This is a genomic window from Cupriavidus laharis (assembly GCF_914271435.1).
In the GTDB taxonomy this organism is placed as follows: domain Bacteria; phylum Pseudomonadota; class Gammaproteobacteria; order Burkholderiales; family Burkholderiaceae; genus Cupriavidus; species Cupriavidus laharis.
Genome location: NZ_CAJZAI010000018.1, coordinates 29,473 through 50,525 on the forward strand (window position 1 = coordinate 29,473; position 21,053 = coordinate 50,525).

Consider the following 21,053-nt stretch of genomic DNA (forward strand, 5'->3'; position numbering starts at 1 on the left):
TGCGGCATCCATCCCGGTGACGCTCGATTAATATCTGGGCTTTCCGGAGAGGACGATGGCGGCAGCGGGGCGCAAGACGGCGCAAGCGGAATGCGAGGAGAAGGTGCAGCGCGGCATCCAGAGCGTGGAGGTCGCTGGCCGGTTCCTGGGCGCGCTGGCGGCCGTGCGTGTGCCGATGACGCTCGCCGAACTGTCGGAAGCGGCACAGCTCGCGCCCGCACAGGCCCATGCCTACCTGGTCAGCCTGACACGGCTCGGGCTGATCAAGCGCGACCACCTGTCGGGCCGCTACGAGCCGGGCCCGCTGTCGCTGCAGCTCGGCATGCTACACCTGGACTCCGATCCGGCCTACCGCGCCGCCGTGCCGCGCGTGGACGAGCTGGCCGAGGCCACGGGTTTCAGTGTGGCGATCAGCATTGCCGGCCCGCAGGGGCCCGCCATCGTGCGTTACGTGCCGGCTGCGGCGCCGCTGCACGTGAACCTGCACGTTGGCACCGTCATGGCGCTGGCGGCGACGGCGACCGGGCGCGTGTATTGCGCGTTCAAGCCAAGCGCCGGCTGGGAGGCGATCTGGCGGCAGCAGCAGCCGCAGGCCAGCCCCGCGGATCGCGCCGTATTCGACGACACGCTCCAGGCCATTCGCGCGCGCGGCATGGAGCGCAGCATCGACACCCCCAGCCCGGCCGTCAGCAGCCTGAGCGTGCCCGTACTCGATGCGGGCGGCGCGTTGCGGCTGGTGCTGACCGTCGTGGGTTCCACGGGCGCCATCAATGTGGATTGGCAGGGGCCGGTGGCAACGGCATTGCAGGCTACCGCGCGCGATATCGGCGCAAACCTTGGACAAGCATGAGTACGCAAGCGGCACCGAACGATGACCGGACTGCCGACGGGGGCAAGCCGCAGCGCGGCATCCAGTCGCTCGACAGCACCGGCCAGTTGCTGGTGGCGCTGGTGGCGGCAGGCAGGCCGCTGTCGCTGCGCGACCTGGCGCAGGCGGCCGGCATGGCGCCGGCCAAGGCGTTCCCGCACCTGGTGAGCCTGCAGAAGACCGGCCTGCTCGCGCGCGATGCCGCGGGAAATTTCCTGTGCGGCCCTCTGAGCCTGGAATTGGGGCTGATCGCCCTGCAGCGCTTGTCGCCCGCGCGTGAAGCGGAGCCGGAAATCATCGAACTTGCGGGCGCCACGGGCCTGAGCGTGGCCATGGCGGTGCTCGGGCCGCTGGGGCCTACCGTGGTGCGGCTGGAGGAGTCGGCACGGCCGCAGCATGTGAGCCTGCGCGTCGGCACGGTGCTTTCGCTCGTCAATACCGCGATCGGCCGCACCATGGCGGCGTACCTGCCGGAGAACGTGCTGGCCGGCCTGCTCGCGCGCGATGACCTGCGCATGGCCGGCGTTGCGCGTGCCGAGGTGCTTGGCGATGATGGAAAGCTTGCCCCGGACTATGCCAGCCGGCTGGCGCAGGTGCGCAGCGAACAGGTCGACAACGCGCTGAGCCGGCCGGTACCCGGCATCGACACGCTCGCGGCGCCAGTATTCGACCACACGGGCAGCCTGGCGCTGGTGGTGGCGGTGATGGGGTCGACCGGCAGTTTCGACAGCAGTACGCAAGGCGCCACCGCCGACCTGGTGCGCCAGGCGGCGCACCGGCTTTCGTGGCGCTTCGGCGCCATGCAGGCGCCGGGCTGAGATGTGCGGCTTGCTGCTGCGCCACGCGGATATTGGCGGACCGGATCAGCGCATCCCGCCGCCGCGTTCGTAGACCTCCGCCGCATGCAGCAGCCCGCCCAGTTCGCCCTGGCGATGGAGCACGGCATCGCGGATCGCCCGGGTCACCGGAAATGTGTCCTGGATGTCGCGTCGCGTGCCGTCAGGCGGCAGCGGGGCCAGCGACAGCACACCTGTCAGGAATGCGGCTTCCGCGAACGCGGCATCGTGCGGCCGGACGTGGCGTGCCGCTTGCTCCATGAAGCAGGCGCGGCGGTGCGCCGCCTGGGCGCGCACGCTGGGCTCGCTGGGCAGGCGGAAGCCGTCTGACATCTGGAGCAGTTGCACCCAACGCAGCAAGCTGTCCTGACCAACCGCCTGCAGCAGTGCTCGCGCGCTGCCAAAACCGCGGGCGGGCCGCACGCCCATCGCCACGGAGAGCCGCAGCAACTGGGCGACCAGGCCGGGGTTGGCCTTCAGCTCAGCCAATAGCGCATCGCCGGGCCCGCCGTGCGCCAGCAGCGCTTGCAGCCGTGCCAGCGCAGCACGGTCCAGGTGCGGCAACGGTGCCGTCAGCGGCTCCGGACGTGCGAAGTGAAAGCCCTGGAACAGATGGAACCCGAGCCGTTGGGCCAGCGCGAATTCTTCCGCGGTTTCAACCTTCTCGGCGATCAGCAGGCGGTCCGCCTGCAGCACGGCATCGGCCAGGCGCGGAAGCTCCGCGCGGCTGGCAAGCCGGAAATCGACCTTCACGAAGTCGACCGCGGGCAGCGCCTTGCGGACATCGTCCGACAGCGCCGGGACGTCGTCGAGCGCCAGGCGATAGCCGGCCTCCCGCAGCCATGCCAGGCGGTGCAGCACGCAGGCATCCATCGGCACGCTTTCGAGCACTTCCAGGACGAAATGCCCCGGGGGCGCCAGCAACAGCACATCGTCAAGCAGTAACTGCCGGCCAAGGTTGACGAATCCGGCATGCTTGCGCAGCGCCCAGTCCAGCCCGGTACCGCCGAGCGTGCGCGCGATGACGTGGGCCGTGGCGGCGCTGTCATCGAGCACGTTTGCCCAGTTCCCGCCGGCTTCCCGGTACAGCAGTTCAAAGGCCTGCGGGATGCCGGCTGCATCGACGATGGGCTGGCGCCCGAAATGCAGTACCTCGGCATCATGGGGACCGGGCATGGGTACGGCTGACAAAGAACGAAGGGCGTGTTGCATGGGAATATTCCAGGAGGAGGCCGGCAATTTCCTGATGCGGATTAATGCAGAGAACGCGTGGAAGGGATTTGATAGCGTTTTTCGGATATGCCGCAAAAATCAGAAAAATCGTATCTGGCGCAACAGGAATCAACAGGAAAGCGCCGCGATGATAGGAAGGGTGTTCCTCGACTTCCTTGATCCGAGCCAAAAATCCCGGCGCGTCCGGACTCTCCTCCCATTTCCGAGATCTGTACCAGAGCATTACCGCACCATGGTCGGAAAACTCCTAATACGCATTCGGAAACTACAGATTGCGCTGTGAGTGCAGGTCAATAAAATCAAATTTAAGGTTTTCGTGATTCGATTTTCGGAGCCAATCTAATTGACTGGTAATACCTGCGAAGGATCACCCGAAACCATCCATTGAGATCCCTTCTTCCAAGGTGCCCATGACCCTGACAATCCGACCGCCATCGCCCGATTCGATACCGTGCTGCTCTGGATGCTCCATGGCACGCTTCTGCCTGGTTGGCCCGTGCCAGTCCGACGGCATCGACCCGGCCGAAACGCTGGCCCAACGCGTCGTCCGGCTGCGCAAGGGCGAACCGCTCTATCTGCTCGGTGATCCGGTCGCGACCCTGTTCGCTATCCGGGTCGGTACGGTCAAGACGCATGTCGCGACGGAGGACGGGCGCACCCAGGTGGTCGGGTTCCACTTCCCGGGGGAGATCGTCGGGCTGGACAGCATCGGCCGCCATCAATACGCCTCGTATGCGACTGCGCTGGAGGACACCAAGGCATGCATGATCCCCATGGACGCGCTACGCACACTCGCGGCCAGCACGCCGGCACTCGCCAGCCGTGTGTTCCTGGCGCTGGACCGCCAGGCGCAGCGCACACGCGCGCTGCAGACCCTGCTGGCGCTGATGACGGCGGAAGAACGGCTGGTCACCTTCCTGCTGTGGATCTCCGAAGGGCAATCCGCGCGTGGCTTCTCGTCAAGCGAATTCATCCTGCGCATGAGCCGCGAGGAGATCGGCAGCTATATCGGCCTGACGCTGGAGACCGTCAGCCGGCAGTTTTCCCGGCTCGCGGAATATGGACTGATCCGGGTCAAGCACCGCAGCGTGGCGCTGGTCGACAAGGCGGGGCTGCGCGCCATTGCCGCCCGTCCCGCGATCTCTGCGGTACCGTCGTCCACAAGCAGCCGGCGCGCCGGTGTACCACATGCGCCGGCGCAAGGCGCGATACCACTGGCGCCCGAACAGGCGTGGGCGGCGCGGATCCCGCCCCAGTCCGCCGGCGGCGCACGACATACAGATAGCGGCGTGAAGACAAATCCTTTCGCTTGGGAGACTGGCAATGGACAGCAATGACCTGGTACGCGAAATCAAGGACGTGAATCTGGCCTACCTGCTGCTGGTGCAGCGCCTGATGCGCCAGGACGAGGCCGAGGCCCTGCTAAGGCTAGGCATCCGCAAGGAGATCGGGCAAGCGCTGGTGGCGTTGACGCCGGCGCAAATGCTGGCCCTGGCGCGCTCGAGCATGGTGCTGTGCCGCTTCCGGCTGGACAACGGTGCGTTGCTCGAGGCGCTGGCGGGCATCAGGCCCCGGCACGAGCTGTGCAACATGCATACGGCCATCGTATTGGCCGCACAAGCCCTGGAGGAAGGAAGATGAAGACCACCTCGCAACCTGCGCCGGCTCGTAGTGCCCTGCAGGATGCCAACGATACCCAGCTAGCCATCGAGCTGATCGGCCTAGGAGCCCGTCCGCAGGTCGTGGAGGCCGAGGTGGCGCTATCCCGCAGCCGCGTGTACCGGCTGTATCGGGAGCTGACGGGAGCGTCCCCGCCGAAGGGCATGCTGCCGTTTTCGGCTGACTGGTTCGTGACATGGCGGCCCAATGCGCATGCGTCCTACCTGCTGAGCGTCCATGAGTTCATGCAGCAGCGGGCCGGGCTGCCAGGCATTCGCGCCGTGCTGAACAGCTACCGCGTGTATGCCGGCCACATGCAGGCCAGCAACGAGGAATGCCTGATCAGCTTCACGCGCTTCTGGACACTGGTGCGCTTCCGTGAAGGCGGGCTGCTGCAGTTGTCGACATGCCCTTGCTGCGGTGGTCGCTATGTGACGCATGCCCACGAGCCGCTGGCTTCGTTCATCTGCAGCTTGTGCGAGCCACCGTCACGGGTGCGCCGCGGCGTGCGCCGTGCGGCGCCTTCCCGCGTACCCGAAATTGACTTGCCCACGCCGGGCGGCCGAGTTCCGGTCGCAGAGCCGGCGTTCGGGATGGTGCCTGCGCTATGAGCACGGCCGTGCTGTCCCGATTGCCAGGGGCATTGCTGTACCTCGATTCATGCCCGGCTGTCCGGGCTGCACAACTGACACCGGAGGCCCTATCCCTATGACAGGCAATGGATTCAGTCGCCACGAGACGCTGCTGCCGCCGGCGCGAGCCGATGGCTGGCGCAGGTTGGGACCAATGATACGGCCGATGACGAGAACCGAATTTATCGGGCCGATGAAGCCGAGGGACATCATCAACGCGCTGGGCGGCGACGAGGAGCGCGAGCGCTGCGTCCGGGTCGGCCTGAGGGTGCTGGAAAGCGCCGGGCGACCACCGGCGCGCTCGGTGATCACCATCGGACCGGGCCGGTGGGCCACCCTGGATTTCTATGTCGATGCAGACTGCGGTACGTGCTGTGAACTGGACAGCGCCCTGCAGACAGGGCTGGCGGAACATATCACCAGCGTATTGCCGCCGGGCCTGTCGCTGGGCATTCGTCCGCTGGCCGACTACGCGCAGCAGGTCGGGACGGAGACCGACCACGGCACTGCCGAGCGCTTCCGGGCGTGCGCGCGCGACCTGTTGCTGCGCGGTGGCGAGATGAACCAGCGGATGTCGGCCGTCTGTGCCTACCTGTCCGCCATGTACGAGGCGCGCGCGGCGGCCGGCCGGCTGGGCTACCTCGACCAGAGCCTGCTGGAAGATGGCCAGGAGGCCTTGAGCTGGCGGCTACGGCGGCACCGCAGCGTGGAAGGGCGGGCGTTGGCCCAGCGGCTGGAGCGCCTCTCGCACGCCGCCGAGGGCGCGCTCTACGAGTTCGGCACCGGTTTCAGCTTCGAGAACGCGACCTACCAGTTCGAGCTGATGCGGTGCTTCCACGATCAGCTCGAGCAATTCCACAAGACCAGCCGCCCGGACGCCGTCGGCTGGTCTGACCTGACCCGCCGCGCGGCGTACGCGAACGGCAAGCGCTGAACGCAGACGGCGGGCGACGCTCAGATCCCAGCCATGCAGGTGTACTTGATCACCAGGTAGTCCTCGATGCCGTAGTGCGAGCCCTCGCGGCCCACGCCGGACTGTTTCACGCCGCCGAACGGCGCGACCTCGTTCGAGATCAGCCCGGTGTTCACGCCCACCATGCCGTACTCGAGCCGCTCCGAGACGCGCCAGACACGGCCGAGGTCGCGCGCATAGAAGTAGCTGGCCAGGCCGAATTCGGTGTCGTTGGCCATGGCCACGACATCGTCCTCGGTCTTGAAGCGGAACAGCGGCGCCAGCGGGCCGAAGGTTTCTTCACGCGCGACCAGCATGGCGGGCGCGACATCGGCCAGGACGGTCGGCTCGAAGAAGGTATGGCCAAGCCCGTGGCGATGGCCGCCCTGCAGCACGCGGGCACCCTTGCCGAGCGCGTCGGCGATATGCTCTTCGACCTTGGCCACGGCCTTCTCGTCGATCAGCGGGCCGATGCGCACGCCTTCGTCCATGCCATTGCCCACCTTCAGCTGCGCCACGGCGGCCACCAGCTTTTCCGCAAACGCGTCGTAGACCTTGTCCTGCACGTAGATCCGGTTCGCACAGACGCAAGTCTGGCCGGCGTTGCGGTACTTGGAGATGATGGCGCCTTCGACCGCGGCATCGAGGTCGGCATCGTCGAACACGATGAACGGCGCATTGCCGCCGAGTTCCATCGACACCTTCTTGATCGTGGACGCGGTCTGCGCCATCAGCACGCGGCCCACTTCGGTCGAACCCGTGAAGGTCAGCTTGCGCACCAGCGGGTTGCTGCTCAGTTCACCGCCGATGGCGCCCGCCGAGCCCGTCACCACGGACAGTACGCCGGCCGGGATGCCCGCACGTTCGGCCAGCACCGCAAGCGCCAGCGCCGTCAGCGGGGTTTGCGATGCCGGCTTGACCACCATGGTGCAGCCAGCGGCCAGCGCCGGGCCAGCCTTGCGGGTGATCATGGCCGCCGGGAAGTTCCACGGCGTGATGGCCGCGCACACGCCCACCGGCTCCTTGGTCACGACAATGCGCTGGCTGCTGACCGGCGCCGGGATGGTTTCGCCATAGACGCGCTTGCCTTCCTCGGCAAACCACTCGATGAATGAGGCGGCGTAGGCAATCTCGCCCCTGGCCTCGGCAAACGGTTTGCCCTGCTCGGCGGTCATGATGCGGGCCAGGTCGTCCTGGTTGGCAAGGATCAGCTCGAACCACTTGCGCAACAGCGCCGAGCGTTCCTTGGCCAGGCGCGCACGCCAGGCCGGCAGCGCGCGGTTGGCAGCCTCGATCGCATGGCGGGTTTCCTCGGCGCCGAACTGCGGCACTTGCGCCACGCGCTCGCCGGTGGCTGGGTTGGTAACGTCAATGCGGCGTTCGCCGTCGATCCAGCGTCCGTCGATATAGCACTGCTGGCGCAGCAGGGAGGGGTCTTGGAGCTTCAGCATGGTCGTTCGTCCATTGAAAAAACTGCCGGGATGGGGATGGCGCGATCGAAGCATTGTAATCGCCACCGCGTGTCCTGGCGGGATGGCCAGGTGTGGCATTTGCGGCGCATGAAGATGGGACGAACCGCGCAATCCGCAGGCGTCTCACGCAGGAGTGCCCGAGTGCTTGTTGAGTTCAAGCATGTATCGCGCCTGCATGGCGCGTCAATCTCAGCGGGGCAATGCCAGGCAGGCTGGCGTGAAGCGACAGCAAGTCGCGCGTGTTACGGATTACAGGGAAGTTGTGGCCGCAGGATGGGCCAGATGGCGTGCTATCTGCCAATCAACTGGAACTGGTCGTCGGTTGCTCGGGCTCGATGCCCCAGTCGCCAAACTCCAGCCAGTCGTCGCCGAGCAGTTCGGCGGGATGCTGGGTACGGCTTGACCCATTGCCGCAGCCCATGGAGTCCACCGGACAGTACTTATCGCAGCCCCAGCAGATGCGCTCCGGGTGGCTGGGGTGCAGCGGGAATTTCTTCGCCATGATGACGCCCATCGGACGTTGTGCCGATGTAACGAGAGTGTTGAATCTAGTCAAGTATGGCGCGGCGATGCAGACGTGATTTGCCGGAGATCAATCTCGGCGCACGCGGCCATGTTTGGTTCCGGTGATGCTGTCCGCGTCGCGGCGATCCATGCTGCATCAGGAACACGCTATGTCGGGAGGACCAGGACTGGGAGGATGCCCGCGCTTCCGAGGTGGCGTTGGGTGCACGGCCGCGCGCGTAGGTTGGGGCGAGATGAACCCGCAGGACGATCAGGGGTTTTCGATCAACCACTGACTGTAGGCAAAGGCCGCACGAGCCTCAGCAATCAGCCCGTCCAGCCTGGCGGCGTCCTCCATGACCGGACGCGCAGCCTCGCGCAGCATCGGCTCCCAGTTCGTGGCCACGAGCGCCGCCGTGGCTTGCAGCCAGGCTCTCGCCGCGTCGGCATCCATGCCGAAATGGCTCGCGGCGGCGGTCAGACGCGGCACCCCGGTGCGGGCCGAGCCGTCTGCGCTGGTGGCCATGGAAAGGCTGGGGCCTTCGGCGAGCGGCTGAGGCACCGCCGACATCGCTGGGGTGATGTCAAACGCCGGTGCCAGCCGCCAGCCGCGTCGGGCATTGCCGTCATGCAGCAGCCCGTGGTTCAGCGGGTGATCGTCGACGTTGCCAACCAGCGCGTTGAAGGCCATGCGCCGCCACAACTCACGCAATAGCTCGCCCAGATCGTCTCGCCCCCTGGCCCATACTCGCAGGGCATCGCCGAGGTTCAGATAGGAGCGCTGCGGATCGCCCCTCACCGCGTCCAAAGGTAGCCGCAGCACCGTGTGCGCGCTGGCGAACAAGCGGCGCTGCGGGCGATATGGGTCGCCCGCGCGGTCAAACCGCTCGACCAGCAGCACCTGGTGCGAGCCGAAGGTGTGCAGCACCACCGGTGCGACGTCGAGCCCGGCCATTTGCGCCAATTGCATCGTGACGAATTCGCGGGCCGGCATGGCAGGCCGGTCACCGCGGTCCTGCATCTTCGCCAGCCAGAGGCGGCCCTCATGCACGAGGGTTGCCTTAGGGCGCTCGCCCCCGGCGCTCGTGTCTAGGTCCTCATTGAGCCGGCGCAGCGCCCGGCTAGCGGGCGTTGCCGCATCCAGCACCTCGGCGAGCGGTTTCAGATCCTCCAGTCCCTTGGGTCGCCAGGCCAGCTTGCGTTCGATGTCGACACAGACCTCGATAGCACCAACACCATCCGGGACCCCGCGCTCGAGCAGTTCGAGGGGGCTCAGCTCGGTGCCCGCATGCGCATTCAGGCGGTCCGCCCCGTAGCCGGCTGGCTTGGCATCGCGGATCACGCCGGGGAGGCCGTCAGGGGCCGGAATGGCGATGCCGCGGGCACTACGCACGAGGCGAAGCGCAACCGGGTCCAGTGGTAGCGCATCGCCGCGCGCAAGATAGTCGGGCCGATAGTTGAACCGGGCCGCGCGATCGACCGTGAGATCGGCGGCATGCAATGGCGTGTCGCTACCTGGCAGCCAAGCCCAGACGGGAACCGTGGTCATCAGCGGCCAACCTGCCGTTCGGCAAACGAAATGGCCTCAGGGTCGCGGTGTGGATCGAGCACCTCGTCCAACTGGCCGAGCAAGTGCAGTCCTTGCAGGACTTTGAGCAGGTTGCCAATCGACACGCCGTCGGCACCCGCCTCCAGTGACCGCAGCGTGGAGGGCGACACATCCGACAGGCTGGCGAGTTGCTCCTGTGTCATTTCGCGCAGCTTCCGCGCCATGATCAAGCGCTTCCCCAGGCGCTCCAGAGCGCCCTTGACGAGAATGGGGGTGTGCTTCGGCGAGCGACGCGGCGGAGTCGATGTCATGGCTCAAAAATAAGGGTTATTCGCCATAATATCAACAAAAATCTGGCAGAAATTGTTGCCCTTATGTAGATGCCATCCAAACGCCGGTGAACGCGGCAACCTGCTCAGACGGAAAGTGCCTGAGCCGCCAGCTTCATCAGCAGGCCGCTGGCTAGGCAAAGCGTTACCCACCCGGCCAGGATCAGTGCGTTGTCACGAAGGGTCATGGCAGTCTCCGGTCTTGTTCCGCGATGCAACGCCTGCGTCAGGCGTGCGCACCGTCGCTGTACGGGTCGAAGCTGCGTGCGGGGCTTTCGGAAACGCCATTGCGGTCCAGGCCTGCCACCGTGCGAGCACCGTCCGTGTAGGGATCTGCCGTGCGGAACTGGTAACTGTAGCGGTCGCCAGCATGGGTGTCGGCCACGAAGCGGGCGCCATCGCTGTACGGATCGGCATTGCGCACGCGGTACTCGTAGCCATAGCGGTCCCCGGCGTGCGTGCTCGTCGAGGGGGCTGCATGGGCGACGCCGACGGCGGCAGCGAGCGAGAGCAGCAGGGCGGAAGCGGCGGTACGGATAACGAGGGTGCGCGACATGATGATCTCCGGTTTGGTTGAATTTTTCAGAACGCCTGGTGTTCAGGTTTGTCGTTCATGTGAGCAACTATAGGCCGGGAGCCGCCTCGCATCCGGGCTGCGTTTAGGATAAATTATTCAATTATTTTGAACTATCAGGGGGGATGTATGGCTGTGCGGCCTGAAACAAAAAGCCGGAGGTGGCATCAGGAATGCCAACCTCCGGCTTCAGGCAGGCGCCTTGCGGCGCCTGCGGGGATCGGGCTGCCGATCAGGCCTGGACCGACGACAGCGCAGCGTTCAGCGTCTTGCTCGGGCGCATGACGGCAGACAGCTTCTCGGCATCCGGCATGTAGTAGCCGCCGATGTCCGCCGGCTTGCCTTGCACGTCGGACAGCTCGCCAACGATGGTCTTCTCGTTGTCGGTGAGCTGCTTGGCCAGCGGCGCGAACGTGGCGGCCAGGCCGGCGTCTTCGGTTTGCGCGGCGAGTTCCTGGGCCCAGTACATCGCCAGGTAGAACTGGCTGCCGCGGTTGTCGAGCTGGCCGGTCTTCGGCGACGGGTTCTTGGCGTTGTCCAGCAGCTTGCCCGTGGCAGCGTCCAGCGTCTTGGCCAGGAGCTTGGCCTTGCTGTTGCCGGTCTTGATGCCCAGCTCTTCCAGCGACACGGCCAGCGCCAGGAATTCGCCGAGCGAGTCCCAGCGCAGGTGGTTTTCTTCCACAAGTTGCGCCACGTGCTTCGGCGCCGAACCGCCGGCGCCGGTTTCGTACATGCCGCCGCCCGCCATCAGCGGCACGATCGACAGCATCTTGGCGCTGGTGCCCAGTTCCATGATCGGGAACAGGTCAGTCAGGTAGTCGCGCAGGATGTTGCCGGTCGCGGAGATGGTGTCCAGGCCGCGGATCACTCGCTCCAGCGTGTAACGCATGGCACGAACCTGCGACATGATCTGGATGTCGAGGCCCTTGGTGTCGTAGTCCTTCAGGTAGGTTTCCACCTTCTTGATCAGCTCGGCCTCGTGCGGACGATACGGGTCCAGCCAGAACACGGCCGGCATGCCCGAGTTGCGGGCGCGCGTGACAGCCAGCTTCACCCAGTCGCGGATCGGCGCGTCCTTGACCTGGCACATGCGCCAGATGTCGCCCTGCTCGACCTTCTGCGTCAGCGCCGTCAGCACTTCGCCGGTGGCATTGTCGACGATGCGGGCCTCGCCGTCTTCGGGGATCTCGAAGGTCTTGTCGTGCGAACCGTATTCTTCAGCCTGCTGCGCCATCAGGCCGACGTTCGGCACCGTGCCCATCGTCACCGGATCGAAGGCGCCGTTGGTCTTGCAGAAGTTGATGATTTCCTGATAGATGCGGGCGAAGGTCGATTCCGGGATCAGGCACTTGGTGTCCTTCGGACGGCCGTCGGCGCCCCACATCTTGCCGCCGATACGGATCATGGCCGGCATCGAGGCGTCGACGATCACGTCGTTCGGCGCGTGCAGGTTCGAGATGCCCTTGGCCGAATCCACCATCGCCAGTTCCGGGCGATGCTCGTGGCAGGCGTGCATGTCGCGGATGACTTCTTCCTTCTTCGACTCAGGCAGCGCCTCGATCTTGGTGTACAGGTCCACCAGGCCGTTGTTCACATTCACGCCCAGTTCGTCGAACAGCTTCTGGTGCTTGGCGAACGCGTCCTTGTAGAACACCTTCACGGCGTGGCCGAACACGATCGGGTGCGACACCTTCATCATCGTCGCCTTGACGTGCAGGCTCAGCATGACGCCGGTCTTGCGCGCGTCTTCCATCTGGTCTTCGTAGAAGGCCAGCAGGGCCTTCTTGCTCATGAACATGCTGTCGATGACCTCGCCGTCCAGCAGCGCGATCTTCGGTTTCAGCACGATGGTCTTGCCGCTTTTGGTGACCAGTTCCATGCGGACTTCACGCGCCTTGTCCAGCGTGATCGACTTTTCGCCGTGGTAGAAGTCGCCGTGCTTCATGTGGGCGACGTGCGTGCGCGAAGCCATGCTCCACTCGCCCATGCTGTGCGGGTGCTTGCGGGCGTAGTTCTTGACGGCGGCCGGCGCGCGGCGGTCCGAGTTGCCTTCGCGCAGGACCGGGTTCACGGCGCTGCCCAGGCACTTGGAGTAGCGCTTCTGGATAGCCTTTTCCTCTTCGGTCTTCGGATCTTCCGGGTAGTCGGGAACCTTGTAGCCCTTCGACTGCAGTTCCTTGATGGCGCTGACCAGCTGGAACACCGACGCGCTGATGTTCGGCAGCTTGATGATGTTGGTGTCCGGGTCCTGGGTCAGGCGGCCCAGCTCGGCCAGGTTGTCCGGCACGCGCTGTTCTTCAGTCAGGAACTCGGGGAACTCGCCCAGGATACGGCCTGCCACCGAGATGTCGCTGGTCACGACGTCAACGCCGGCCGGCTTGGTGAAGGTGCGGATGATGGGTAGGAAAGCACTGGTCGCCAGCAGGGGGGCTTCGTCAGTCAGGGTGTAGATGATGGTGGGTTGCTGCGTACTCATTGCTTGCCTCTGGATCGGGGGGATGTCAAAGAATAGAACGACAAATAGAACCACGCGCCGGCGGCTGGACCATTCAGTCTCCGGCAAACACTGAATTTTGCCTGACTTTGCTTTCGGGCGGCTGACTTCCACCGCATTTCTTGCGCGGAAATCGTCGATCCGCCCGGTTTTGGTGCGAAAATCGAGTGGCAAATCGGTCACATCGGGCGTCCGCGCGCGATTTTCAGCCGCCACAGCGTGTTCGCCGGAATATTCTGACGTTTGCAAGTGTTTACCCTAGGAGCTTGTGGGCAGATCACGCGCGGGCGGACTATCCTGAGATAGTGAGGCAGGAGGCACCCGGCCCCGGCTGACACTGGAGAATGGTCATGCAATTTCGAACTGGCAGCTGGCTGGCGGCTGCCGCCCTGGCGTTGAGTGCCTGTGCAATGCTGCAACCGGTCGAGACCGGCCAGAAGATGATCGGCAGTCCGGAATCCGCCGTGCGCGACGCCTTTGGCAAGCCTACCGAGACTTACCCGCTCCACGACGGCACCAGCCGCTGGATCTATTCGAAGCAGCCACTGGGCTTCGAGGTCTACGCGGCGGATTTCGATGCGGCCGGCAAGTTGACGAATTTTCGCCAGATGCTGACCGAGGAAGAGATCTATACCGCGCGCCCCGGTGTCTGGACCAAGCGAGACGTCGCGGAGCGTTTCGGGATGCCTCGCGAGCCGGTGCAGTACTACCCCTTGATGAAGCGGGAAGCCTGGTCGTATCGGCTATACGTGGCGGGCTACCAGCCCGCGCATTTCAGTGCCTACTTTGACGACCGCGGCGTGCTGGACCGCACCATGATCATCGTCGATCCTCTCGGTGGTGACGACCGCAGCAGCAGCAAATAGAGGCGGCGGTTGCCGCCATCGGCTCAGCGAGTGCCGGCAATGTCGTCGGCCTGCACCCAGCGGTCCGGTGCATCTTCGTGCGCGGCTGCGAGCAGGAGGGCATGCCCGCAGTCAGTGCACCGATATGCAAAGGCATGCAGCCCAGCGGCGGTACTTACCTGGCCCGCCCTCACCAGCCGTGCGTGGGGCGGATAATGGCCGGGGCGATCGATTTGGGCCATGCAGAGCGCGCACAGGGACATGGCTGACTCCAGGAAGCTTTTTACTCTGAAACAAGAAAATGCTGTGCTGCAGCATTTTTAGTATAGAGGGCCGGGGCAGCTGCGGCGATGACAATTCCGTGCGCCCTGAGAACGAGATGCTGACGCCGCTTGCCCAGTGCGAAATTACCGGTTCATGCTTCCGACCGCACTTGCTGACACCCGAACGCTTTTCAAGACGGATAACGCGTCGGTGAGACCCTGCGAGCAAGACCTTCCGGCAGGCGGGCTGTGCCTTGGGAGGGGCCATAAGCCAGTGGCATATTCCAGGTGAATAAATCGCTATTGCGGTCGGATAATTCACCTTTGCATTATCCTGTCGGATAAATTTTGAAAATCGAGAGACTAGGCGGGGAAATGTAATTCCATGGCGCACCCGCATATTGAACAGATCACTTCTTGAATCTTCCGAAGATACGATCGATACCACTTTCAGGCATATGTCTTGCCGCATACATTAAGTATGCACTGAAATAAGATTCCGGAAACCCGGAAATTATCGAGTTCAAAAATCCGAATTTCCGGAAATCCGGATTTTCAGGAATTCGGCTGGTCTGATTCAACCAATTGCATTCGGGTAAATATCTAGGATGTCCCATTTATTGTCCTGTTGAGGTAACAATATTACTGAGCTACATTTGGCGCCACTCTCAGAATCTACCGATCTTGGCAATTCAGGTCGGCGATGGTCGCGCATCGCCATAGACAGGTATTGTCGTCCGTTAAGCCTGCAACGGCATTGACGCTATCGGATAACCAAGAAAAGGATTATGGACAGCCCTCGTTCGCCTATGCCCCGTTATCACCAGATCTATGTGGCCTTGCGTCACCAGATCGTCAGCGGGATCTACGACAAGTCGGGACTGCCGCCCGAACTCAGGCTGATGGAGCAATACCAGGTGGCGCGCGTCACCGTGCGCCGCGCCATCATTGAACTGGTGCGGGAGGGCATGGTCTACCGGCGCCCGGGGCAGGGCACCTTTGTGAAGTTGGATCATCCGAGTCGCATGGAATGCCAGCCGAAGATGCAGGGGCTGCTGGACAACCTGATTGCCTCGGCGGCGCAGACCTCGGTGCGCTTGCTGGAGTATGGGCTGCAGCCATGCCCCGCCGACGCAGCGGCCGGGCTATCGCTGGCCGAAGGGCAGAGCGCCTTGCGCATTTTGCGCCTGCGCAGCCATCAGGGCAAACCGGTGTCGCTGATCACGACGTTCCTGCCGTCACACATCTCGCGCCTGCTCATGCCGCACGACCTTGAGCAGCAGCCCATGCTGTCCCTGCTCGAGCAAGGCGGCATACGTATTGGCGCGGCCGAGCAGTCGGTGTCGAGTTGCCCTGCGGATGCCGTGGCGGCGCCGCTGCTGGACGAACCCGTGGGATCGGCGTTGCTGTCGGTGGTGCGCGTCGTGCGGGATGTGGACGGATATCCCGTGCAATGGCTGCGCGGCCTGTACCGGCCGCATTGCTACGACTACCGCATGGCCCTTACACGTGCAGGGGAAGCCACCGCGCGCATCTGGCTGGCCGGTGATATCACAACCGCCGTCCGATAAGCGGTGGCAGAGCAAGAGGGCATAAATGAGCATCCATGATCCGGCGCGGCAAACACGCCGCCCATCGTGCCTCGGGGCGCGATGGGCCACTCCCGGCAGTTTGCAGCGTCCGCGTCCCCGTCTTCCCGATTTCCTGTTTGCCGGCAAGGCTGGCTGCCAGTGCTGCACCCTTGTGTCTGCTGCCGCGGGACGACTCGTCCGGTGGTGGCAGCAATTGTCGCGTTACGGGGCCTGCCAGATGGCGGGGCGCGACAACAGGGGTGCAGCCGGAGCGCCGCGCATCGAACGGATGCGCGGCCGTCTGGTTGCCATTGCCGCGTTTGTCGCTCCAGCGGCAGCGGCCGGCTTTTTTTATACGCAGCGCTTGCAGGGTACCGAGTTGTATTGCCCCTGCGGGCCTGTCTGGTGTGTTGCGGGTTTGCCATACGCCGCTGCCATGGAGAGCCAGGCATGAAGCCGGACATCATCGTCGCCACCCACGTGCTGAATCTTCAGCTTGACGGTCGAGCCGTGCTGGACAATGTCCGGCTGGCCGTCAGCCGGGGACGCGTCACCGCACTGGTCGGCCCGGCCGGGGCGGGAAAGTCGGCGCTGCTGGGGGTCCTGTCGGGAAACCTGTCGCCGTGCGGCGGCTCCGTTGAGATAGAAGGGCGCAACGTCGCCGGCATGTCCCCCCATGTGTTGAACCGGTTGGGGGTGCAGTACATCGGTCCCCCGGGGCCGGAGCAAGGCGCCCGGACCGTGCGCGAGTGCATTGCGCTTGGCGCGCAGTGGCATGTGCGAGGCCACCATGCCGCACTCGCGCAGGCTGACGAAGTGGCCCGGCGCCTGGGCCTTGAATTCCATTTGCACAAGGCCGCTGCCAGCTTGCAGCCGGCCCTGCGCAAGCGCCTGGCACTCGCAAGCGCCGTGGCAAGGCGCGCGCACCTGCTACTGCTCGACGGCATCCTGGCGGGCCTCAGTGCCTCGGAGAGGGCCTGGATGGTGGCCACGATCCGCGACCTGCGTGCCGACGGGATGACCGTGCTGATGGCCGAGCGCATCATGCCCTGTGTCGCGAAGGTGGCTGACGATGTGCTGGTGCTGGAAGATGGAAAGCTGATCGCACAGGGCCTGCCGCATGCAGTATCGCGTGACCCCGCCGTCTTCGGTGCATACGCCGGGAACCGCCCGGATCCGGGCCGAGCGGCCAGGGGGCCGGCGCATGCGTGAGACCTGCACCGTTTCTACTTAGACCGGGTTCGCTTCGGGCGCGATTCGCGCAACGAACACGACCCGACCGTGGCCTGGACCGCCGCGGGCGAAATTGCGTCATCGACGCGGAGCAAGACCTGATGTCCCTGGACGAAAACACCCTGCAGCATCCCCAGCATCCATATGGCGTGGCAGATGAGCGCTGCGCGTGGTCCATGCTGGCAGAGCCGCATCCCGTCACCTGGCCCGGCGGCAAGTTGCTTGCCCTATGGGTCAATGTCAGCCTGCAGTGGCTTCCGTTGCATCCCGCCGCGGCGTCATCCGAGCAGGGGCAGTCGATGGCGCCGTATCCGCACCTCAGGCATTTCACGTTGCGCGACTACGGCAATCGCACCGGCATCTACCGGCTGCTGCAGGCCTTCGATCGCCACGGCGTGCGTCCGACCTTCGCCTGCAATGAACGCCTGGCGCAGCAGTACCCGCAACTGATGCAGGAGATCGTCTCGCGTGGCAACGAGATCATCGGCCATTCGTCGAGCCTGGACATGCCCCGTGCATGCGGCCGCGACAATGCCAGCGAGGGCGCGCTGGTCGCGGCTTCACTTGGTACGCTGCGCCAGGAGAGCGGGCGGGATATCCGCGGCTGGCTCGGGCCCAGGCACCTGCAGAGCGCGCATACGCCGGAGTTGCTGCGCACGCAGGGCATCGACTACTTCTGCGACGGGGGCAATGAATACATGCCCTATCGCTTCCATACGCGGCTCGGCGACCTGTGGTCGATGCCGTTGTCGACCGAGCAGGAAGATCGCTTTGTCCTGATGGAGAGCTTCCATGCGGAAGCCGCCTGGGTAAGACAGTTCAAGGACGCATGCGACCTGCTGCTGGAAGAGGCGCGCGAGCAGGGCGGGCGCATTCTTTCTTTCTCCTTGCATCCGTGGGTACTGGGCCAGCCGCACCGTGTCCGCTATGTGGAAGCCGCGCTGGAATACGTGATGTCGCGCGAAGGCGTGTGGAGCGCCGGCGCTGGTGAAATCGTCAAGACGCTTGCCGGGCAGCAGTGCGGCGGGGGCAGGGCGGCGCCATGACGCAAAGGCGTCCGCCAGTCGACATAGTGGTCAGCGAAGCCGGGCTGTGCGACGGACTGCGGGCGTTGCGCCAGCGGCTGCCGTCGGCCGCCAGGCAGGCCTGGGTTGCCGCTGAAGCGGCGGCCGGCGTGCGCGATATCGAGATCGGCACGTTTGCGCCCCCCGGCGTGTTGCCGCAGATGGCTGACGTGGCCGACGCGGCGTCGCACGTGCTGGGCATTGCGGGACTGACGGTAGCGGCCCGGGTGCCCAATTTCCTGGGTGCGGAACGCGCGATCGCCGCCGGGGTGCACCGCATTGCCTTGCCGCTCTTTGCCAGCGAGGCCGACAGCCTGCGCCAGATGAATCGCACCCACGCGCAGATGCTGCGCGAGGTGCGCCGTATTGCCCAGCGTATCGGCGCCGTGCCGCGTCAGGCAAGGCCGCGCCTGCAGGTCCGGCTCGAGATGGCGTTCGGTTGCGCGCTGGCCGGGCCCATGGGCGAGAGCGCCGTCGCCTGCCTGGCCGAAGCGCTCATGGCCGCGGGCTGCGAGGACATCGTCCTGTGCGATACACCGGGCTGTGCTGATCCGCGCCAGGTGCGCCGGCTGACGCAGGCGGTCCGGGAAGCCGGGGGCGTGCAGGCGGTATCGGGCATCCATCTTGCCAATACGCGAGGACTGGGCCTGGCCAACGCGCTGACTGCCGTCGAGGCCGGCGTGCCCGTGGTTCATGCCTCGCTCGGAGGGCTGGGCGGAAACGTGGTGACTGAGGACCTGGTATTCCTGCTGGAGGCAGTAGGCTTGCGTACTGGCATTGACCTCCCGGCGCTGCTGGCCGCCCGTACTGCGGTAGCACAATACCTGCCCGGCGTGACGCTGCAGGGCTTCACCCCTGTAGCGGGCCTGCCGGCGGGATTTCCGCCAGCTCCGCCCGCCCAGCTCGCCAGCGCAACGAAGGCTTGCCCTATGGCTTCTGACGCACCAAAGTAATAGGTGGACCGGCTGGACCGGTCATCCACGGGAGACTGCGCATGGGCAAGAAAAAGCAGGGCGAGCGCGATGCAGACGACGCCGGCGTCGCCGGCGAGAAGATGACGGGCAAGCAGTACGACGAGGAGCTGTACCGGCTGCATGTCGAACTGGTCAAGCTGCAGGACTGGGTCAAGGCCACCGGCGCCAAGGTCTGCATCCTCTTCGAAGGCCGCGACGGCGCCGGCAAGGGCGGCGTGATCAAGGCCATGACCGAGCGCGTGAGCCCGCGCGTGTTCCGCGTGGTGGCGCTGCCGGCGCCGACCGAGCGCGAAAAAAGCCAGATGTATGTGCAGCGCTATATTCCCCACCTGCCCGCGGCCGGGGAGGTGGTGATCTTCGACCGCAGCTGGTACAACCGGGCCGGCGTGGAACGGGTCATGGGATTCTGCACCGAGGAGCAGGTGGACGTTTTCCTGCGCGGCGTGCCACTGGTCGAGCGGGCCATCATCCAGTCTGGCGTGGTGCTGCTGAAGTACTGGCTCGAAGTCAGCGAGGCAGAGCAGACGCGCCGGCTGCAGGCGCGCATCACCGACCAGCGCAAGACCTGGAAACTGACCGACATGGACCTCAAGTCTTACTCACGCTGGTACGACTATTCCCGCGCGCGCGATGCCATGTTCGCGGCGACGGACAGCGAGGAGTCGCCATGGTTCGTTACCCGCTCCGACGACAAGCGGCGCGCCCGGCTGAACATCATCAGCCATATCCTCGACCGCATTCCGTATGAGGCGATTCCGCACAAGAAACCGAAACTGCCGGCCAGGCAGAAACCCCAGGGCTACCAGGAGCCCGATTATCCGTACCGGCGCGTGCCCGAGCGCTTCTAGCACGAAGGTATCGGATCTGCAGGATGGCCGCCCGGACCGCAGTACCGGCAGCCATCCGGACCCCGCCACCCCAGTGTCCTGAGTTGCAAGTTCGTTGCAACTCAGGACACTAGCGTTTCATGATTGCCGTCAGCGTATCCACGAACGCCAGCGCAAGGCGTGACAATGGTTCGGTCTGCACGTGGAAGATCTGCACCGAGGCATTGACCTTGGTGCGCAGCGGAACGGCCACCACGTCGGGCCAGTCCTGGCCAAACACCGTCATGGCATCAACCAGCGCGATGCCGGCGCCGGCCTGGGCCAGTGCCCGGGCCACGTGGGCCTGTTCCACCTGTACCCGCATGTCAGGCTGACTGCCTTCCCTGCCGAAGACTTCATGCACCAGCAGGCCGAAGGGCACATCCGGCCCGTATCCGATGAGATCTTCCCCGGCCAGTTCGGACGGACGTACCGAGCTTCGCGTACTGAGGCGGTGCCCGGCGGGAATCAGCGCCATGATCGGGTTCTTCACCAGCAGGCGCGAGTCCAGGTTCGGATGCGTCAGCGGCATGTTCGATACCGCCAGGTCCGCCTGTCCCGAGAGCAGGCCGCGCAGCATGTTGACCGGAATCTGGGTGCGCACCACCACGCGCACGGCCGGATGCGCACGGCGGAAGCCGGCTATGGCACGCGGCAGCACCGTCAGGCCGAGATTGGGACTGCATGAGATGCGCAGGCTGCCGGTCCGGTTGGCCGCCAGGTCCTCGGCGATCTCGTTGACGCGCTCCACGCCTTCGTAGACGGCATTGACCTCGCCGAGCAGGCGGCGGGCTTCCGGCGTGGGGTGCAGGCGCCCCTTGGTGCGCAGGAACAGGGTCAGGCCGAGCCGCTGCTCGGTGTGCGCGAGCAGCCGGCTGATGGCGGGCTGCGACACATACAGCAGTTTCGATGCGCCACTGATCGAGCCGGTCAGCATGACCGCGCGGAAGACCTCGATCTGGCGAAGATTCATCTTCATGGCATTAACACAGTGTTATGAATGGCACATATATAAGCATATGACAGTTATGGATGCTGTATCTACACTGAGTCCCATCGACACGCCACTGCAGGACGCAAGACCCGGCGAACACTGTGGCGCACCAACGGGAAGCGCGGCAACGCCTCGGGCACC

The 21,053-nt window shown here is 65.0% G+C and carries 20 protein-coding genes; 12 read left to right on the forward strand and 8 right to left on the reverse strand.

What is annotated here, in order from left to right; all coding sequences use genetic code 11:
• Window positions 1-55: 55 nt before the first annotated feature.
• Together LDO29_RS24185 and LDO29_RS24190 are read left to right on the forward strand one after the other, a co-directional pair.
• Window positions 56-850, forward strand: coding sequence for an IclR family transcriptional regulator (locus LDO29_RS24185; RefSeq protein WP_224082277.1), 795 nt, complete (start codon window positions 56-58; stop codon window positions 848-850).
• Window positions 847-1,686, forward strand: coding sequence for an IclR family transcriptional regulator (locus tag LDO29_RS24190; protein WP_224082278.1), 840 nt, complete (start codon window positions 847-849; stop codon window positions 1,684-1,686). The genes LDO29_RS24185 and LDO29_RS24190 overlap by 4 nt, the downstream gene beginning before the upstream one ends.
• 45 nt (window positions 1,687-1,731) lie before the next feature.
• On the opposite strand, the gene LDO29_RS24195 is transcribed toward LDO29_RS24190, so the two are convergent.
• Window positions 1,732-2,880 carry an EAL and HDOD domain-containing protein gene (locus tag LDO29_RS24195; protein WP_224082279.1) on the reverse strand — a complete coding sequence of 383 codons (1,149 nt, stop codon included), beginning with the start codon at window positions 2,878-2,880 and terminating at the stop codon, window positions 1,732-1,734.
• A gap of 527 nt (window positions 2,881-3,407) precedes the next feature.
• Here LDO29_RS24195 and LDO29_RS24200 point away from each other — a divergent pair.
• The 4 genes from LDO29_RS24200 to LDO29_RS24215 all read left to right on the forward strand — a co-directional run bounded on the left by LDO29_RS24200 (window position 3,408) and on the right by LDO29_RS24215 (window position 6,162).
• Entirely contained in the window at window positions 3,408-4,274 is an 867-nt protein-coding gene (locus LDO29_RS24200; protein ID WP_224082280.1) for a helix-turn-helix domain-containing protein, read from the forward strand.
• A complete protein-coding gene (gene flhD / locus LDO29_RS24205; protein ID WP_224082281.1) occupies window positions 4,261-4,578 on the forward strand; it encodes a flagellar transcriptional regulator FlhD in 318 nt (105 codons plus the stop codon). Before LDO29_RS24200 ends, flhD begins: the two co-directional genes overlap by 14 nt.
• Window positions 4,575-5,207, forward strand: coding sequence for a flagellar transcriptional regulator FlhC (flhC, locus tag LDO29_RS24210; RefSeq protein ID WP_224082282.1), 633 nt, complete (start codon window positions 4,575-4,577; stop codon window positions 5,205-5,207). Before flhD ends, flhC begins: the two co-directional genes overlap by 4 nt.
• Window positions 5,208-5,394: 187 nt before the next feature.
• Window positions 5,395-6,162: a hypothetical protein gene (locus LDO29_RS24215; protein WP_224082283.1), complete on the forward strand. Its 768-nt coding sequence runs from the start codon at window positions 5,395-5,397 to the stop codon at window positions 6,160-6,162.
• A gap of 20 nt (window positions 6,163-6,182) precedes the next feature.
• On the opposite strand, the gene gabD is transcribed toward LDO29_RS24215, so the two are convergent.
• From gabD to LDO29_RS24245, 6 genes are all read right to left on the reverse strand, one after another.
• The gene (gene gabD, locus LDO29_RS24220) at window positions 6,183-7,631 is read right to left on the reverse strand and encodes an NADP-dependent succinate-semialdehyde dehydrogenase (RefSeq protein ID WP_224082284.1); all 1,449 of its coding nucleotides are present in this window, start codon (window positions 7,629-7,631) and stop codon (window positions 6,183-6,185) included.
• Window positions 7,632-7,953: 322 nt separating this feature from the next.
• A complete protein-coding gene (locus LDO29_RS24225; RefSeq protein ID WP_224082285.1) occupies window positions 7,954-8,154 on the reverse strand; it encodes a DUF3079 domain-containing protein in 201 nt (66 codons plus the stop codon).
• A gap of 273 nt (window positions 8,155-8,427) precedes the next feature.
• A complete protein-coding gene (locus tag LDO29_RS24230) occupies window positions 8,428-9,705 on the reverse strand; it encodes a type II toxin-antitoxin system HipA family toxin (RefSeq protein WP_224082286.1) in 1,278 nt (425 codons plus the stop codon).
• Window positions 9,705-10,016: a helix-turn-helix transcriptional regulator gene (locus LDO29_RS24235; RefSeq protein ID WP_224082287.1), complete on the reverse strand. Its 312-nt coding sequence runs from the start codon at window positions 10,014-10,016 to the stop codon at window positions 9,705-9,707. Before LDO29_RS24235 ends, LDO29_RS24230 begins: the two co-directional genes overlap by 1 nt.
• 244 nt (window positions 10,017-10,260) lie before the next feature.
• On the reverse strand, window positions 10,261-10,590 hold the full coding sequence (locus tag LDO29_RS24240) for a hypothetical protein (RefSeq protein ID WP_224082288.1): 330 nt from the start codon (window positions 10,588-10,590) through the stop codon (window positions 10,261-10,263).
• Between the two features lie 250 nt (window positions 10,591-10,840).
• Window positions 10,841-13,084 carry an NADP-dependent isocitrate dehydrogenase gene (locus tag LDO29_RS24245; protein WP_224082289.1) on the reverse strand — a complete coding sequence of 748 codons (2,244 nt, stop codon included), beginning with the start codon at window positions 13,082-13,084 and terminating at the stop codon, window positions 10,841-10,843.
• A 368-nt stretch (window positions 13,085-13,452) separates the two neighbouring features.
• Here LDO29_RS24245 and LDO29_RS24250 point away from each other — a divergent pair, with 368 nt between their 5' ends.
• The 6 genes from LDO29_RS24250 to ppk2 all read left to right on the forward strand — a co-directional run bounded on the left by LDO29_RS24250 (window position 13,453) and on the right by ppk2 (window position 19,900).
• Window positions 13,453-13,968 carry a hypothetical protein gene (locus LDO29_RS24250; RefSeq protein WP_224082290.1) on the forward strand — a complete coding sequence of 172 codons (516 nt, stop codon included), beginning with the start codon at window positions 13,453-13,455 and terminating at the stop codon, window positions 13,966-13,968.
• A gap of 1,051 nt (window positions 13,969-15,019) precedes the next feature.
• A complete protein-coding gene (locus LDO29_RS24260; protein WP_224082292.1) occupies window positions 15,020-15,781 on the forward strand; it encodes a GntR family transcriptional regulator in 762 nt (253 codons plus the stop codon).
• 450 nt (window positions 15,782-16,231) lie between these two features.
• Entirely contained in the window at window positions 16,232-16,993 is a 762-nt protein-coding gene (locus LDO29_RS24265) for an ATP-binding cassette domain-containing protein (protein WP_224082293.1), read from the forward strand.
• A gap of 122 nt (window positions 16,994-17,115) precedes the next feature.
• Window positions 17,116-18,060 carry a polysaccharide deacetylase family protein gene (locus LDO29_RS24270; protein ID WP_224082294.1) on the forward strand — a complete coding sequence of 315 codons (945 nt, stop codon included), beginning with the start codon at window positions 17,116-17,118 and terminating at the stop codon, window positions 18,058-18,060.
• On the forward strand, window positions 18,057-19,031 hold the full coding sequence (locus tag LDO29_RS24275) for a beta/alpha barrel domain-containing protein (RefSeq protein ID WP_224082295.1): 975 nt from the start codon (window positions 18,057-18,059) through the stop codon (window positions 19,029-19,031). Before LDO29_RS24270 ends, LDO29_RS24275 begins: the two co-directional genes overlap by 4 nt.
• Window positions 19,032-19,132: 101 nt before the next feature.
• Window positions 19,133-19,900, forward strand: coding sequence for a polyphosphate kinase 2 (gene ppk2 / locus LDO29_RS24280; RefSeq protein WP_396022712.1), 768 nt, complete (start codon window positions 19,133-19,135; stop codon window positions 19,898-19,900).
• A 109-nt stretch (window positions 19,901-20,009) separates the two neighbouring features.
• Here the strand turns inward: ppk2 and LDO29_RS24285 are convergent, their stop codons facing one another.
• Window positions 20,010-20,897 (reverse strand): LysR family transcriptional regulator, encoded by an 888-nt coding sequence (locus LDO29_RS24285; RefSeq protein WP_224082297.1) that lies wholly within the window; start codon window positions 20,895-20,897, stop codon window positions 20,010-20,012.
• Between the last annotated feature and the right edge of the window lie 156 nt (window positions 20,898-21,053).

Excerpts from the sequence above, each read along its gene's own strand:
- LDO29_RS24225 (WP_224082285.1), bottom strand. The coding sequence starts at position 8,154 with ATGGCGAAGAAATTCCCGCTGCACCCCAGCCACCCGGAGCGCATCTGC.
- LDO29_RS24275 (WP_224082295.1), top strand. The coding sequence starts at position 18,057 with ATGACGCAAAGGCGTCCGCCAGTCGACATAGTGGTCAGCGAAGCCGGG.
- LDO29_RS24200 (WP_224082280.1), top strand. The coding sequence starts at position 3,408 with ATGGCACGCTTCTGCCTGGTTGGCCCGTGCCAGTCCGACGGCATCGAC.
- LDO29_RS24215 (WP_224082283.1), top strand. The coding sequence starts at position 5,395 with ATGACGAGAACCGAATTTATCGGGCCGATGAAGCCGAGGGACATCATC.
- LDO29_RS24245 (WP_224082289.1), bottom strand. The coding sequence starts at position 13,084 with ATGAGTACGCAGCAACCCACCATCATCTACACCCTGACTGACGAAGCC.
- LDO29_RS24240 (WP_224082288.1), bottom strand. The coding sequence starts at position 10,590 with ATGTCGCGCACCCTCGTTATCCGTACCGCCGCTTCCGCCCTGCTGCTC.
- LDO29_RS24260 (WP_224082292.1), top strand. The coding sequence starts at position 15,020 with ATGCCCCGTTATCACCAGATCTATGTGGCCTTGCGTCACCAGATCGTC.
- flhC (WP_224082282.1), top strand. The coding sequence starts at position 4,575 with ATGAAGACCACCTCGCAACCTGCGCCGGCTCGTAGTGCCCTGCAGGAT.
- LDO29_RS24195 (WP_224082279.1), bottom strand. The coding sequence starts at position 2,880 with ATGCCCGGTCCCCATGATGCCGAGGTACTGCATTTCGGGCGCCAGCCC.
- LDO29_RS24190 (WP_224082278.1), top strand. The coding sequence starts at position 847 with ATGAGTACGCAAGCGGCACCGAACGATGACCGGACTGCCGACGGGGGC.
- flhD (WP_224082281.1), top strand. The coding sequence starts at position 4,261 with ATGGACAGCAATGACCTGGTACGCGAAATCAAGGACGTGAATCTGGCC.
- ppk2 (WP_396022712.1), top strand. The coding sequence starts at position 19,133 with ATGACGGGCAAGCAGTACGACGAGGAGCTGTACCGGCTGCATGTCGAA.
- LDO29_RS24250 (WP_224082290.1), top strand. The coding sequence starts at position 13,453 with ATGCAATTTCGAACTGGCAGCTGGCTGGCGGCTGCCGCCCTGGCGTTG.
- gabD (WP_224082284.1), bottom strand. The coding sequence starts at position 7,631 with ATGCTGAAGCTCCAAGACCCCTCCCTGCTGCGCCAGCAGTGCTATATC.
- LDO29_RS24185 (WP_224082277.1), top strand. The coding sequence starts at position 56 with ATGGCGGCAGCGGGGCGCAAGACGGCGCAAGCGGAATGCGAGGAGAAG.
- LDO29_RS24285 (WP_224082297.1), bottom strand. The coding sequence starts at position 20,897 with ATGAAGATGAATCTTCGCCAGATCGAGGTCTTCCGCGCGGTCATGCTG.
- LDO29_RS24270 (WP_224082294.1), top strand. The coding sequence starts at position 17,116 with ATGTCCCTGGACGAAAACACCCTGCAGCATCCCCAGCATCCATATGGC.
- LDO29_RS24235 (WP_224082287.1), bottom strand. The coding sequence starts at position 10,016 with ATGACATCGACTCCGCCGCGTCGCTCGCCGAAGCACACCCCCATTCTC.
- LDO29_RS24265 (WP_224082293.1), top strand. The coding sequence starts at position 16,232 with ATGAAGCCGGACATCATCGTCGCCACCCACGTGCTGAATCTTCAGCTT.
- LDO29_RS24230 (WP_224082286.1), bottom strand. The coding sequence starts at position 9,705 with ATGACCACGGTTCCCGTCTGGGCTTGGCTGCCAGGTAGCGACACGCCA.